The sequence below is a fragment of the Salipiger bermudensis genome (assembly GCF_020171625.1).
GTDB classification, from domain to species: Bacteria; Pseudomonadota; Alphaproteobacteria; order Rhodobacterales; family Rhodobacteraceae; genus Salipiger; species Salipiger bermudensis_B.
In genome coordinates this window covers 201,737-214,719 of the sequence record NZ_JAIUZY010000005.1, presented here as the reverse complement: position 1 = coordinate 214,719, position 12,983 = coordinate 201,737, and the positions used below count along the sequence as shown (strand labels likewise).

Below are 12,983 nucleotides of genomic sequence, written 5' to 3'. Positions count from 1 at the left end.
CCAAGGCGTTTACCCCGCGCATGAGCGGGGTGCTGATGCCTTGGGGTTTGCCGGGAAAGCGCGCCTTTCGACATGGTCACTCTTCCGCCAAGCGCGTCTGTTCGAGCAGCGCCCGAAGTGTCTCGCGGGTTTCGGACCCGGAGGTTGCGAGCGCCTCGACGCTGGCCAGGCTCGGCTGCGCACCGAGACTATCCGGAAGCGCCGACGCGGCCAACTCCGCCGCTGCGGCCAAAGCGTCCTCTCCCTCGTCCAGCGCGGCCCAGTCCCCCGCAAGCCAGGCGGCAGACCGCGCCGCGCCGTCCTCGCCAAGGGCGCCGAACGCGGACTGGGCATAGCTGTAGTCGCCCATCATCGCCCGTGCCCGGGCGCGCAGCGCCAGGACGTCATCCCCCTGCAGGCCGATCAGAGACATCTCTGCCTGTTGGGGATCGTTGCGGGCAAGGTGGATCCGTGACACCAGCAACCGGCGATCACGTGAACCGGGCTCAATGACCGGAAGCGACGCCCAGGCCATCGCCTCGTCCGCGAGGCCAATGCCGAGCAGCCGCTGCGCCACCGTGAGAGCCACATTGCCCCGAACGAGCGTCGCATACTCCGCCTGTCGAGGCACCGCTTCGCGCAGAAACCCGGTATCCGATCCGCGATCCGTGAGCGCGGTCAGCAATTCCGAGGCGGCGGTCCTGCGCTGCTCTTCCGGCATGTCGTCGCCGGCGTGAAACCCGGCGAAAGCCTCCTCGAAGCGGCCATTCGCAGACAGGGCGCGCAGATGTGCGAGCCAGAGTTCCGGCCCTTGCTCGGTGGCACGCAGTTCTGTCGAATAAGCCGCCGAGAGGTCGGTCATCCGCGCGTTCACCGGCACGCCCTGTTCGGAGGCCAGCGCAATGGTGGCGGCAACCGCGTCCGGTGCGTGCGCGCCCGCCCGGTGCGACAGGTCTTCGAGCACCGAGTGCGCCTCCTGAACGGCGCCTTCGAGCCGGTCGATCTGCGCCCGGCTGAAGCGCATGTCCGCGTCGGAGGCCCCGCCGGAGCGGTCGAGCCGCGAGAGCAGGTTGCGCGCGGCGCCCACATGCCCCGCCTCTGCCAGGCGGGTGGCCAGCGTCGGCCCCAGCACCGGCCGCAGGGGTCCGGGCAACGCCTCGAAGGCACGCCTCACCGAACGGTGATCCACCCGGGCACCCTCCGGGAGCTTGGCCGCCCCGGCAAGCGCCCAGAGCGCCGCGGCGCCTTCGCACCCGGTCTGTCCGGCGAACACGCCGGCGCGATCGGGCGCGCCATCGACGATACCAGCCAGCGCGTAGAGCACGGGATCGCGCTCCCCGGGCGCCAGGTCGAGCAGCGCCCGCGCCTCCGCCCCGAACCCGACATAAACATGGGCGCGAACCAGTTCGGCGAGAATCTCGGGATCGAGCGTGTCGAACTCCCCGTAAAGTCGCCGTCGCAGGTCGGGAATGGTCGTATGAAACGTGTCATCCGACCCCCACGAGGCGATATCGAGCGCGCCATCGGCAACGCAACCGGTGCCGCCGATGCGGACACGAGCCTGCATGTCAGAGGGTTCTCGGCCAAGCACGGCCGCCTCGATCTGCGACTGCGCGCTCGTCAGCTCCGGTGCCTGCATCGATAGATCCTGCGCATCGTCTTCGGCGACCCCGGATGTCCAGTCGTCGAAAGCCGCGGGACGTTGCGCCAGCCCGTTTGTGCGCGGGGAGAGAAGACCGTCGCTCGCCGCGATCGCAAGCTGTTCGGACAGGGTCCGCCCGAGCCCGACCGGATCCATGCCATCTTCGGCCTCGTCCGGTGGCGCCGCGGTTTGTTCGGGCTCCGGCGTACGTTGCGGCACGAAGACCGGCAGCAGAGGATTGCGCGCAGGCGGTGGCCCGATGCCCGGCTGCGCTCCGACCCGGACCCCGAAAAGGGGCTCCTCCTCTTCCGGCGTCGGTTCGGAAGGCTCCGCCATCTGTGGCGCGTCGCCTGCGCGGATGTCCAGCGCGAGCATCCCCGGCTCCGCGAGAAACGCCTCTGCGACGCAGTCACATCCAAGCTCGAGCACCAGCCCCGCGCCCTCTGGCAGGGACTCGAGGCCTGAGAGTCGCTCGGTGTTGATGCGCTCGAAGACGGCGCTGCTGTCGAACCGGTAGCCTTCGCCCTCGAAACGCAGCTCGAGACGCCGGGGCGCGACATAGGTCGTCTGCCACCCCAGGCCGACGGGAATATCGAGCGCGAGCCGCGTGAAAGAGCCGTGCTCTCCGGAGCGAACGCGGATCTCCTGCGCCGAAGAGGCGGCGGGATAGAGCCAGAGCGCCAGGCAGAGCAACGCAATCCGGATCATGCCGCCGCCTGCTTGACGTTCTTCAACGCCTCTTCGAGGTCGGTGAAGCTGGGCCGGAAATGGGCCGGTGTGTTCTGGCGCCCGACCTCGATACAGATGTTGGTGGCGTGATTGTGCAGGTTGGCGACGAGGACCTCGCGGATCAGCTGGTAGAAATGCAGATCCTCCTCGATCACCGCCTTGACCTTCACCGCGAACGGACCGGCAAAACCGTAGGCCAAGAACACGCCGAGAAAGGTGCCCACGAGGGCCCCGCCGATCAGCTTGCCCAGAACCTCGGGAGGCTGATCGATAGACCCCATGGTCTTGATCACCCCGAGCACCGCCGCCACGATCCCAAGCGCCGGCAGCCCGTCGGCCATGGCCTGCAGGGCGTGGCTGGAGTGCATCCGATGATGTTCGAGCGCCTCGATCCGCTTGTCGAGCACCTCCTCGACCTGATGCGGATCATCGTAGTTCATCGACATCGAGCGCATGGTGTCGCAGATCAGCTCGATGGCGATCTTGTCACCCTGGATCTTCGGATACTTGGAGAAGATGCTCGATTCAGCCGGGGACTCCACGTGCTCCTCGATGGCGACCGGGCTCTGGCGCGCCAGCCTGATCAGCTCGAACAGCAGGCAGAGCAGCTCCTTGTAGTCGCCTGGCTTCCATTTGGCGCCTTTGAACACCTTTCCGACATCCTTGAGCGTGTGCTTCACCACGCTTGCGTCATTGCCGATCAGAAACGTCCCCACAGCGGCACCGCCGATCATCATCATCTCGAACGGGAGGGATTTCAGGATGATCGACATCTTGCCGCCGGCGAGAAGATATCCGCCAAACACCATGCCGAAGATCACGACGATCCCGATGATTCCCATCATTGCGGTGACTCCTTCACCAATCCCCCGCACGTACGCGTGTCATCGTCTTGGTAGCGCGGGCGCGGTTAACAAAACCCTCAGACCCGAAAGTCCGGGAGGCTACATCACAAGGAAATCCGCGTGCAGCGCGCCGGCGGCCTTGATGCTCTTGAGAATGTCGATCATGTCGCGCGGAGAGACGCCAAGCGCGTTCAGCCCGGCGATCACCTCGGAAAGAGACGTCCCGCCCGGCACCTCGGCCAGCCCGATCCCGGGTTCCTCGACGATATCGGCACCGGTGCGCGGGACGATCACGGTCTCCCCTTCGGCGAATGGATTCGGTTGCACGGCGATCGGGGCCTCTTCGATGCGCAGGGTCAGGTTCCCCTGCGAGACAGCAACGCGGGAAATCCGCACGTCTTCGCCCATCACGATTGTGCCCGAGCGCTGATCCACGACAACGCGGGCGCGCCGTTCCGGCTCAACCGGAAGATTCTCGATCGCGACCACCGCCTGCGCCGGAGAGCCGGTCCCGGTCTGTTGCAAATTGACCGAGACCGTACCCGCATCCAGCATTTCTGCGGCACGGCGCCCGACCCGCCGGTTGATCGCCGCCTCAATCCGGGCGGCAGTGGTAAAATCCGGTTCTCGCAGCGCCAGGCGCAGGGTCGACAGATCGGCAAAGGCGAACTCCACCTCGCGTTCGATCCGGGCGCCGGCGGGGATCATTCCCGAGGTCGGGACCCCCTGCACCACCCGCGCGGCATCCCCCTCGGCGTTGGCGCCCCCGGCGATCACGGTGCCCTGCGCCACGGCGTAGATCTGCCCATCGGCGGCATTGAGCGGGGTCATGATCAGGGTGCCGCCGAGCAGGCTGCTGGCATCGCCGATCGCCGAAACCGTCACGTCGATCTGGCTGCCGGCCCGTCCGAAGGGTGGCAGGCGGCTGGTCACGAACACCGCGGCCACGTTGCGCGGCCGGAACTGTTCTCCGGTGACGTTCACCCCGAGCCGCTCGAGGATGTTCTGCATGATCTCTTCGGTGAACGGGGCATTGCGCAATCCGTCGCCGGTGCCGTTGAGACCGACGACCAGACCATACCCGACGAGATCATTGGAGCGAACGCCGTCGAACTCCACGAGATCCTTGATGCGAACGGCCTGCGCCGCCGCACCCTGGGTCAGGACCACCAGGCTGAGCGCGAGGCAGAGGCCGAGCAGGCGCCGGATCATCTCAGGAACTCCACCAGCGACATACGCGAGGACCGCACAGTGATGGCGTAAAGGCTTTCGAGCTGCGCGCGGGTGTTCTCGTATCGTGTGGCGGTCTCGAACTGATCCGTTCCGACGAGGTCGAGCCGGGCGATGCTGGTGGCGGTGTGTTCGGCCGCGTTGCGCGCGGTCGTCTCCTCGATCCGCTGTTCCAGCGTGCCGAGTCCGGCCCGCAACTCGACCATGCTGGCGATCGCGGTCTGCAGCTCGAGCGCGGCGCCCGAGATCAGGTCGACCTTGACCGCGTCGGACAGGACGAGCGTGTCGTCGCTGGCCAGAGCCGCCTTGGCCATCGCCTTCATCACGTTGCGAAACACCACGTCGTCGCCACGAATATCAACGCCCGCGCTTTCGCTGGCACTCAACTGCAGCGGCGCCAGAGACGTGGTCGACCCGAGATAGCCGTCGGTCTCGAAACCGCCACCAGGCGTGTCGAACCAAGTGTCGAGCGCGGTTTCGACATCGGCCGCGGTCACGGCCCCGGCCAGCGCTGTCTGCAACTCGGCGAGCATCGCGTCGCCACCGATCAGCGCCGGCGTATCGGTGGCGGTGCCAGAGAACAGGAAGCGGCCGGCGACGGAGCGGTTGAGGCCGTTCACCATGCTGCCGAGGGCATTGCCAGCCTCGGTCGAGAGCGTGCGGAACATCTCGTCGTTCGGGGTCAACTCGACGGCGAGAAGCACCTGCGAGAGCTGTTCCGAGCGGGTCTGGATTTCCTCGAGCGTGGTCTGCATGGTGCCGGTGAGAAACGCGGCCTCGCCGGTGTTCACCCGGTAGGTTTCGAGTTGCGCCAGCCGCCGGTCGATCGAGACCAACGCCGAAACGTCGCCGTCGAGATGGGACACCGGATCGCGGACGAAGCCTGTCGCGATCTCGGTGCCGAGCCGGTCGAGATCGCGGTTCAGCCGGGACTGGTGGGTTCGCAGGACAAGGGTTCTGGCAAGATCTCCGACGGTATCCAACGGTGCCTCCTCAGATGTTCATCAGGGTTTGCAAGAGTTCGTCCACCGTGGTGATCACGCGGGCGTTCGCGGCGTAGTGCTGTTCGATCCGGAGAAGCTCTTGCAGCTCTGCGTCGGTATCGACCCCTTTGGACAGTTCGAGCTCCTTGAGCGCGGTGTTCTGAGCGCGGCTGAAGCTCTGTTCGCCATCCGCCCGCAGCCGGGCGGCGGCGATGGCGGCATGGAAATCCGCGACATGCTGGCCAAAGGTCTGCGCCCCCGGACCGAGCGCCGCGGATGCCGGGCTCGTCAGTGCGTCCAATGCATCGGAATATCCTTGAAGCAGGCGTGCCTCTCCGACCGGCCCCTGCACGGCTGCGCCGAGGCCATCGCGGAGGCGCCAGGTTCCGCTGCCCGCCGGATCGACGAGGGGATTGAGCGCGATCCGTCCCGCGAGCCCGGTCTCGTCCAGCGGATCGAAAGCAGAGCCCGCATCGGTAAAGAGACCGGGGTCGGTCGCCCCGAGGGTACTGTCGGGTCCGCCCGGGGCGAAGCGATCGATCAGGTCGCGGGCGATGCCGTCGATCGCCGCCTGCATGTCCGGCGCAACGACATCGCGGATCTGGAACTGCGCGCCGAGCATGCCGCCGCCCAGCGCGCCATCATTGCTGCTGTTGACCGGCTTGCCGTTGATTTCGAGCCCCGAAAGCGTGCCGCCGCCGATACTCAAATCGGCGGTGACCGGATCCTGAGGGGTGAAGCTGATCTCTACCGGGTTGCTGTGGAACTCCGGATCGAGAAGGACCGTGCCGGAGGCGGCGTAGAGCGCGACGGCCCCGTTCTCCCGCGCGACGCTGCGGAGCGGCACGATGTCCGAGATTTCGTCGATCACCCGCTGCCGCTGATCCATGAGAGACGCGGGATCGCCGCCGCGCAGCAGGCTGTCGCTGATCGCGGTATTGAGTTCGGAGACGCGGCCGAACGCGGTGTTGAGACGGCTGACCTGCGCGCCGATGCTGCGGTCGGCATCGGTTCGTGCCTCCTTAATCTCGCCGCTGACCTGATTCAGCATGGTGGTGAAATCCTCGGCCCGCTGCGCCACCAGCTTCAGCCGCTGGTCTGACGACGGATCGGCGGCAGCAGAGAGCAGCGCGGTCTCGAAGGCCGCAAAGCGACCGACCAGAGATCCTTCGCTGTCGCTCGGACCGAGCAGGGTCTCGATGCGGGACGCAAAGCCCTGCATCTCGTCGGCAAAGCCGGACTGGGCATCCGACAGCCGGCGATCCGCCAGCACCGCGGTGTCGACATTGCGGGTCACGCCGTCGATCCGCACGCCACCGGAATTTCCCAGCGTCCGGGCCGAGAGATCGAGGGTCCGGCGGCCGTAGCTTTCGGTCGTGGCGTTGGCGATGTTCGAGGCCACGAGGTTGGCGGACCGGCTGTTCGCGGTCAGTCCGCTCAGTGCGTTCGACAATGCGCCGCTCAGTGACATGTGGTGCCCTCCCTGGACGGACCGATCCCGTTACCGGGCTCAGCGCTTCATGTTGGTGGTTTCCTGCAGCATCTCGTCGACGGTCTGGATCACCTTGGCGTTGGAGGAATAGGCCCGCTGGGTGCGGATCATGTCGGTCAGTTCCTGGGCGATGTCGGTGGCCGATTCCTGTCGTGCGTAGGATTTCACGCTGCCGGTCGGCCCGTCACCGGCATCCCACAGGAAGAAAGATCCGCTCTGCGGCGAGGGCCGGAAGGTCGAGCCGTCGACGGCTCTCATCCCGTTGTAATTGGGCAGGTCGACCAGCGGAATCTGGTAGAGCACCTGGCTCTGGCCGCTGTCGTAGAGCGCACTGACATAGCCGTTCTCGTCGACCTCGACCGAGACCATGTTGCCCACCGAGGAGCCATCCTTCGAGATCGAGATCGGCGCGAAGCTGTCGCCAAGCTGCGACAGGGCGCCGGTCGTGCCGGCGGCGCCGATATCGAACTCGATCGGCCCCCCGGCGACATTGACGGTGAAGAGGCCCGTCGCGGGGTCGTAGGCGCCGCCGGTGTTGTCGGCCACGCTGGCGATCGTGCCGCCGGCGCCGGTCGTCGTGTCGAAGGTAATGGTGTAGTCGCCGATCACCGCGCCGCCCTGCGCGGAATCCGTCATCAGCATCGTCCACTCATTCGAGATCCCGGTGGCGGGAACCGTGGGCGTGAAGGTGATCGAGATGCTTTGCGAGATGCCGACATTGTCGAAATACTCGATCTCCAGATATTCGGAATCGCCCGCCGCGTCCGCCTGCGTTTCCGTCGCGGGCAGGTTCAGCGCCATTTCGACCGCGGTGGTCGGATCGCCGGTGAGGCTGAGGCTGAACTTGACCGGCTCGAGACCGTTGATCGTGTCGCGCGGATAGGGCGGGATCGAACCGTCGAGCGCCGCCGGCCACCCCATCAGGTAATAGCCGCTCTCGCTTGCCAGATAGCCGTTCTCGTCGATCCGGAAGGAGCCGGTCGACGTCAGCAGAAGATCAGGCTCGCCCGTGGCTTCGAATTGCGCCTGCGCCGTCACCGGGAGCATCCCGATCCCGTCCACCGCCAGATCCGTGGCGTTGCTGGTCGAGACGATGGCCCCGCCCTCGTCGACGAGGCGCAGGTTGTCGATCGCGGTGCCGCCGGCGGTATAAGCCCGCTGGCTGCCGCTCGACATCACGAGCGCGGTGAAATCCGTTTCGACCCTGCGATACCCGTAGGTCGAGGAGTTCGCGATATTGTCGGAGATGGCGCTGAGGCGGCTGGCGTTGCCCGACAGCCCCGAAACGCCGGCATTGAGAGACGAAGAAATGGTCATGGACGCGCCTTTCTGCTGTCACCTTCCAGAAACTCGCCACCAGACCTAACGGCACGGCCTTAACCCGGAGCTAACAGCTAAAATCTGCCGCATATCTGCCCGGCCTCAGTTGCGCAGATAAATGATCTCGAGCCGCGTGTTGCGCGGGTCCATCGGGTTGCTCTTGGAGGGTTCGCGGTCGGCATGGGCGGTGACCCGGTTGATCCGGGCCTTGTCCAGCCCCTCGGAAAGCAGCAGCTCGCGGAACCGGTCGGCATGGCGGGTCGAGACCTCCCACGAGGGATCGCGCGCGAGCACGATCGGATAGGCCCCGACATGCCCCTCGATCGCGAGCGGATTGGTGACCATGTCCGACACCCCCGCGATCACCCCCGCGAGCGCGCGCAGCAGCTCGGTCGGGGCGCCGTCAGCGTCGAAGAGCGGCGCGTCCTCGGTGGCGAACAGTTCGACCACCAGCCCCTCGTCGGTGACTCGGGTCACGATATGGCGCATCAGCGTGTCGCTGATCATGCTTTCGCCACCGCGCCCCATGAGAAGCTCCTCGACCGCTTCGAGCGCTTCGTCCCTTGCGCCGGTCTCGTCGGCCGCGCCCGGGTCGGATGCGCCGCGCGCGGCCTGCTGCGAAGTCGGCCGCAGGCTCGTGGCGCCGGTGCCGACCCGGGGCAGCGTGTTCTCGGAGAAGATGCTGTCGCCCCCGAGACTGCCATCACCACCCCCCGAGACCCGGCTGATCGCGATGGTCGGGCTGAAGTAATCCGCCAGCCCCTTGCGCTGTTTCTCCGTCGTCGCATTCAGCAGCCACATCAACATGAAGAAGGCCATCATCGCGGTGACGAAATCGGCATAGGCGACCTTCCATGCGCCGCCGTGATGCCCGTCACCGCCCGAGACCTTCTTCTTCTTGATGATGACCGGCGCGACACTGCTGTCGACCGCCATGTTCCACCACCTTCGTCTTTCACCCCGAAGAGCGGTCTAGCGGGGCAGCGGTTACGCCCGCCTTAACATTTAAAACTCTCAACGCATCCGGCGCGGCTGGACGTGCCGAGAATCCACAGCCCGAGACGCCGAGACCGCCGCAGATGGACAGCCTCGCGGTTTCCGAATAGCTGTAGGGACGAGAAACCATTCAAGACACGGGGTCGGCTTTATGGCGGCGGTAACAGCACATCGGGCAAAGCGCGCGGGCGCCGTGGCGGCGGCGGGAGCGGTGTTCCTGCTCACCGGCTCTGCCCAGTCCGAGACGGTTCCGAGCTACAACACCTACGGCTCGCCGGGCCTGATCGACATGCCGAGCGCCGAGATGGCGCCCGACGCCACGATCGGCCTGAGCTATGGCCGCATCGGGGACGGCAACCGCGCGGCGCTTTCGTTCCAGATCACCCCGTGGCTGAGCGGCACCTTCCGATACACCGGGATCGAGAATTTCGACCACCCCGCTAGTGTCGATGGCGTCTATTACGACCGCAGTTTCGACGTCCGCGTGCAGCTCCTTCGGGAAACCCGGCTCCGTCCGGCGGTCGCCATCGGCCTGCAGGATTTCGTCGGCACCGGTCTCTATGGCGGCGAGTATGTCGTGGCCACCAAGACCCTTGCGCCGGGCCTGAAGGTCACGGGCGGGCTCGGCTGGGGCCGGCTTGGCAGCTACAACGGCTTCGCCACCCTCGGAGACCGCTCCGAGGTCGTCCTCGGCGAGGGCGGCGTGCCGACCTACGATCGCTGGTTCCGCGGCGATGTCGCGGCCTTCGGTGGCATCAGCTGGTCTCCGAACGACAAGCTGACCTTCGAGCTGGAATACTCCTCCGACGACTACGCGCTCGAAAGCGAACGCGGTGGGTTCAACCACGAATCCCCCTACAGCTTCGGGGCGCAGTACCGGTTCGACAACAACGCCCAGCTTGGACTCTATTACGCCTACGGAGACACGCTCGGCGTCCAGCTCACCTTCCCGACGAACCCGAAGACCACTGGCGTTCCGGGCGGGCTGGAGGTGGCCGGTGTTCCGGTCAAGCGGCGCGCCCCCGGCAGCGCCTCGGACCTTGGCTGGACCACCGATCTGGAGGCCACCGAGCGCAGCCTCGAACAACGCATGACGGGCAACCTCGAGCGCGAACAGCTCGAGCTGGTGAATGTCGAGCTCCGGCCGCGCAGCGCGACGGTCTGGCTGCGCAATCCTACCTACGGCGCCTCGGCGCAGGCGATCGGCCGCACCGCCCGGGTGATGACACGCACCCTGCCCGCCTCGGTCGAGGAATTCGTCATCGTTCCGGTCGAGAACGGCATCCCCATGTCGGCGGTCACGATGAAACGCAGCGATCTCGAGGCGCTCGAGAATGACGCCGCGGTCGAGATGCTGGCCCGCACCAGCATCACCGATGCCTACCGGCGCGGCACCCCCGAGGATCTGGTTCCGTTCCCCCGCTTCAGCTGGGAAGTGGCGCCCTATTTCGACTACTCCGGCTTCGACCCGGACATGCCCCTGCGCATCGATCTCGGCGTTCGTGCCGCCGCAAGCTACGAGATCCGTCGCAACCTCGTGCTGTCCGGCGAAATCCGCAAGCGCGTGATCGGCAATCTCGACGAGATCAGCCGCGAGTCCGAGAGCCTGCTGCCGCGCGTCCGCACCGATTATCGGCTCTACGCCAAGGAAGGCGACCCGTTCATCCGGAACCTGACGCTGGATCACTACGGCCGCCCTGCCCCGGATCTCTACAGCCGCCTCAGCGTAGGCTACCTCGAACGGATGTATGCCGGTGTCTCCGGCGAGGTCCTGTGGAAGCCCGCCGACAGCCGGCTCGCCCTCGGCGCCGAGCTCAACTACGTGCGACGCCGGGCCTATGACGGTCTGTTCGGCCTCGAGGAAAACGTCACCGTCGATCCGGTCTCCGGCATCGAGCGCGACATCCCGGACGTGAACGGGCATGTCTCGGGCTACTATGCCTTCGGCAACGGCTTCCACGGGCAGGTCGATGTCGGCCGCTACCTTGCCGGCGATTACGGCGCGACCTTCACCCTGACGCGCGAGTTCGCCAATGGCTGGAGCGTCGGCGCCTTTGCCACCTTCACCGACGTCACCGAAGAGGAGTTCGGCGAAGGCTCCTTCGACAAGGGCATCCTTCTGGCGATCCCGCTGAGCGTCGGCACCGGCCGCCCGTCGCGAACCGTCAGCCGGCAGACCATCCGCTCGCTTCAGCGCGACGGCGGTGCGCGGCTCGAGGTCTCGTCGCGGCTCTACGATCAGGTCCGCACCTGGCACGAACCGGACGTGAGCAACACTTGGGGACGATTCTGGCGATGAACCTGCGCACCACCTTTTCCCGCATCGGCCTGCTTGCGCTGGCGTCGGCCCTCATCGGCTGCAGCAACGATCCGTATTTCGAGTTTCCCGTGCAATCGGTCGTGCCGGGCTCGCTGCGGCAGGACGAGCCCAGCGGAGAGATCACCCCGCAGGCGATCGTCGAGATCCTCTCGGCGACGGACCTGCCCGTGGCGTTCTTCGGCGTTCCCGACCGGGGCTCGCAGGCGCTGATGATCCGGATCGAACAGAACCGCCCCTACGAGACCTTCGCAAACCCCGAACGCCAGTCCGTCACCATGCGTCACGGCATGATCACCGGCACCCGCGGTCTGAGCGGCGACCTGATGTCGTCCGAGGAAGAGGCGCTGCTGGCGCTGGTGCGGGGACGCCGCGCCGGTCAGGTCACCTATGTCCAGCGCTACCTCACGCCGGAGTCGGTGACCAAGGTCGTCACCTACCGCTGCGGCGTCGAGCCGGATGCCACGGTCGATATCGCGATTGGCCTCGTTCAGGACAGCGCGACCGAGATGGTCGCGGCCTGCGAGAGCCCCGATGGCCCGCCCTTCGTCGACTACTACAAGGTGTCGGGCAGCGGTGAGATCCTCGCCTCGCGGCAGTGGCTGGGCAAGAACCTCGGCTACGTCGCGATGCAGATGCTGCAGCGCTGAGCCGAAGGGCTCAGTGCAGCGGCAGGCGCCGGATCACCGTGGCCAGCATCAGTCGCAGATCGAAGCACAGGCTGCGCCGCCGGGCATAGATGAGATCGAGCCGCGCCTTGCGCGGCACGCAGCGCCGGCAATAGACCGCCTCGGTCTCTTCCTTGCTCCGGCAGCCCGCCAGCAGCCGCTCCTCGGTGCGGTGAAACGCCAGCGTCGCCAGCCCGGTCACCCCGGGGCGCGCTCTCAGCACCTCGGCATAGAGCTCGGGAAACATCTCGGTATAGCGGCGCAGCGGCGGACGCGGGCCGACAAAGCTGATATCTCCGCGCAGGATGTTCCAGAGCTGCGGCAGTTCGTCGAGGCGATAGCGCCGCAGAACCCGTCCGGTCGCGGTGATCCGGCTCGTCTTGTCACCGCCCGACACGCCGCTGTCCTGCGTGTCGCTTGTCATGGTGCGGAACTTCCAGAGCTGGAAGCCCTCGTCGGGCGTCTTCATGCGTTCGGAGAGATAGAGCACCGGCGCGCCATCGCGCCAGAGAATGAGAAGCGCGATGACCACGATCACCGGCAACAGGATGACGATCAGCACCGCCGCGAGACAGATGTCGACCCCACGCTTGGCAAAACTCAAAACACCCACTCCCTGGCCGCGCCCTTGCCCCCGTTGCGATCGGAAGGATCTTGCCTGTCTGGCCCGGGGATCTCTGAAACTGTCAAGTTGGCCTGTCCGAAGAGCAATTTCGAGGATAGAAGATTGTGTAGCATCGGGCCGAAGCGCTAAGAAGATCCGAGATACGACCAAAGGTTTT

The 12,983-nt window shown here is 66.3% G+C and carries 10 protein-coding genes; 2 read left to right on the top strand and 8 right to left on the bottom strand.

Going from position 1 to position 12,983, the window contains the following annotated elements:
* Positions 1-76 precede the first annotated feature (76 nt).
* The 7 genes from LCM15_RS10460 to LCM15_RS10430 form a co-directional block, all read right to left on the bottom strand.
* The gene (locus tag LCM15_RS10460; protein WP_224856113.1) at positions 77-2,329 is read right to left on the bottom strand and encodes a hypothetical protein; all 2,253 of its coding nucleotides are present in this window, start codon (positions 2,327-2,329) and stop codon (positions 77-79) included.
* Positions 2,326-3,195: a flagellar motor stator protein MotA gene (gene motA, locus LCM15_RS10455; RefSeq protein ID WP_224856111.1), complete on the bottom strand. Its 870-nt coding sequence runs from the start codon at positions 3,193-3,195 to the stop codon at positions 2,326-2,328. The genes LCM15_RS10460 and motA overlap by 4 nt, the downstream gene beginning before the upstream one ends.
* A 99-nt stretch (positions 3,196-3,294) precedes the next feature.
* On the bottom strand, positions 3,295-4,407 hold the full coding sequence (locus LCM15_RS10450; protein ID WP_224856109.1) for a flagellar basal body P-ring protein FlgI: 1,113 nt from the start codon (positions 4,405-4,407) through the stop codon (positions 3,295-3,297).
* Positions 4,404-5,408: a flagellin gene (locus tag LCM15_RS10445; protein WP_224856107.1), complete on the bottom strand. Its 1,005-nt coding sequence runs from the start codon at positions 5,406-5,408 to the stop codon at positions 4,404-4,406. Before LCM15_RS10445 ends, LCM15_RS10450 begins: the two co-directional genes overlap by 4 nt.
* 10 nt (positions 5,409-5,418) lie before the next feature.
* On the bottom strand, positions 5,419-6,879 hold the full coding sequence (gene flgK / locus LCM15_RS10440; protein WP_224856105.1) for a flagellar hook-associated protein FlgK: 1,461 nt from the start codon (positions 6,877-6,879) through the stop codon (positions 5,419-5,421).
* Between the two features lie 39 nt (positions 6,880-6,918).
* Positions 6,919-8,217, bottom strand: a complete 1,299-nt coding sequence (locus LCM15_RS10435) for a flagellar hook protein FlgE (protein ID WP_224856103.1) — start codon at positions 8,215-8,217, stop codon at positions 6,919-6,921.
* A 105-nt stretch (positions 8,218-8,322) separates the two neighbouring features.
* Complete coding sequence (locus LCM15_RS10430) at positions 8,323-9,156, bottom strand: flagellar motor protein MotB (RefSeq protein ID WP_224856102.1); 834 nt, start codon at positions 9,154-9,156, stop codon at positions 8,323-8,325.
* Positions 9,157-9,367: 211 nt separating this feature from the next.
* Here LCM15_RS10430 and LCM15_RS10425 point away from each other — a divergent pair, with 211 nt between their 5' ends.
* Both LCM15_RS10425 and LCM15_RS10420 read left to right on the top strand, forming a co-directional pair.
* A complete protein-coding gene (locus tag LCM15_RS10425; RefSeq protein WP_224856101.1) occupies positions 9,368-11,515 on the top strand; it encodes a YjbH domain-containing protein in 2,148 nt (715 codons plus the stop codon).
* Positions 11,494-12,183 (top strand): YjbF family lipoprotein, encoded by a 690-nt coding sequence (locus LCM15_RS10420; RefSeq protein WP_224856100.1) that lies wholly within the window; start codon positions 11,494-11,496, stop codon positions 12,181-12,183. Before LCM15_RS10425 ends, LCM15_RS10420 begins: the two co-directional genes overlap by 22 nt.
* Positions 12,184-12,193: 10 nt before the next feature.
* Here the strand turns inward: LCM15_RS10420 and LCM15_RS10415 are convergent, their stop codons facing one another.
* Positions 12,194-12,805, bottom strand: coding sequence for a sugar transferase (locus LCM15_RS10415; RefSeq protein WP_224856099.1), 612 nt, complete (start codon positions 12,803-12,805; stop codon positions 12,194-12,196).
* Positions 12,806-12,983: the final 178 nt, after the last annotated feature.

Excerpts from the sequence above, each read along its gene's own strand:
- LCM15_RS10460 (WP_224856113.1), bottom strand. The coding sequence starts at position 2,329 with ATGATCCGGATTGCGTTGCTCTGCCTGGCGCTCTGGCTCTATCCCGCC.
- motA (WP_224856111.1), bottom strand. The coding sequence starts at position 3,195 with ATGATGGGAATCATCGGGATCGTCGTGATCTTCGGCATGGTGTTTGGC.
- flgK (WP_224856105.1), bottom strand. The coding sequence starts at position 6,879 with ATGTCACTGAGCGGCGCATTGTCGAACGCACTGAGCGGACTGACCGCG.
- LCM15_RS10435 (WP_224856103.1), bottom strand. The coding sequence starts at position 8,217 with ATGACCATTTCTTCGTCTCTCAATGCCGGCGTTTCGGGGCTGTCGGGC.
- LCM15_RS10450 (WP_224856109.1), bottom strand. The coding sequence starts at position 4,407 with ATGATCCGGCGCCTGCTCGGCCTCTGCCTCGCGCTCAGCCTGGTGGTC.
- LCM15_RS10425 (WP_224856101.1), top strand. The coding sequence starts at position 9,368 with ATGGCGGCGGTAACAGCACATCGGGCAAAGCGCGCGGGCGCCGTGGCG.
- LCM15_RS10430 (WP_224856102.1), bottom strand. The coding sequence starts at position 9,156 with ATGGCGGTCGACAGCAGTGTCGCGCCGGTCATCATCAAGAAGAAGAAG.